This window comes from Lonepinella sp. BR2271, assembly GCF_051851515.1.
Taxonomy (GTDB): Bacteria; Pseudomonadota; Gammaproteobacteria; order Enterobacterales; family Pasteurellaceae; genus Lonepinella.
In genome coordinates this window covers 1-1,051 of record NZ_JBPDVF010000025.1, presented here as the reverse complement: position 1 = coordinate 1,051, position 1,051 = coordinate 1, and the positions used below count along the sequence as shown (strand labels likewise).

The window sequence follows — 1,051 nt, the reverse complement described above, 5'->3', positions numbered from 1 at the left end:
TTTATTGAGCGATCGAACTTAAATTGAAGAGTTTGATCATGGCTCAGATTGAACGCTGGCGGCAGGCTTAACACATGCAAGTCGAACGGTAACAGGAAGTGCTTGCACTTTGCTGACGAGTGGCGGACGGGTGAGTAATGCTTGGGAATCTGGCTTATGGAGGGGGATAACGACGGGAAACTGTCGCTAATACCGCGTAAAATCGCAAGATTAAAGTGTGGGACCTTCGGGCCACATGCCATAGGATGAGCCCAAGTGGGATTAGGTAGTTGGTAGGGTAAAGGCCTACCAAGCCGACGATCTCTAGCTGGTCTGAGAGGATGACCAGCCACACTGGAACTGAGACACGGTCCAGACTCCTACGGGAGGCAGCAGTGGGGAATATTGCGCAATGGGGGGAACCCTGACGCAGCCATGCCGCGTGAATGAAGAAGGCCTTCGGGTTGTAAAGTTCTTTCGGTGATGAGGAAGGGATTTAGTTTAATAGACTAAGTCATTGACGTTAGTCACAGAAGAAGCACCGGCTAACTCCGTGCCAGCAGCCGCGGTAATACGGAGGGTGCGAGCGTTAATCGGAATAACTGGGCGTAAAGGGCACGCAGGCGGTTATTTAAGTAAGATGTGAAAGCCCCGAGCTTAACTTGGGAATTGCATTTTAGACTGGATAACTAGAGTACTTTAGGGAGGGGTAGAATTCCACGTGTAGCGGTGAAATGCGTAGAGATGTGGAGGAATACCGAAGGCGAAGGCAGCCCCTTGGGAAGATACTGACGCTCATGTGCGAAAGCGTGGGGAGCAAACAGGATTAGATACCCTGGTAGTCCACGCTGTAAACGATGTCGATTTGGGGATTGGGGTTTAACTCTGGTGCCCGTAGCAAACGTGATAAATCGACCGCCTGGGGAGTACGGCCGCAAGGTTAAAACTCAAATGAATTGACGGGGGCCCGCACAAGCGGTGGAGCATGTGGTTTAATTCGATGCAACGCGAAGAACCTTACCTACTCTTGACATCCATAGAATTTTTCAGAGATGAAAAAGTGCCTTCGGGA

1 rRNA gene is annotated in these 1,051 nt (G+C 50.6%); it reads left to right on the top strand.

Going from position 1 to position 1,051, the window contains the following annotated elements:
- Positions 1-20: 20 nt before the first annotated feature.
- Positions 21-1,051 (top strand): 16S ribosomal RNA (locus ACTG7X_RS11020); the annotation flags it as partial.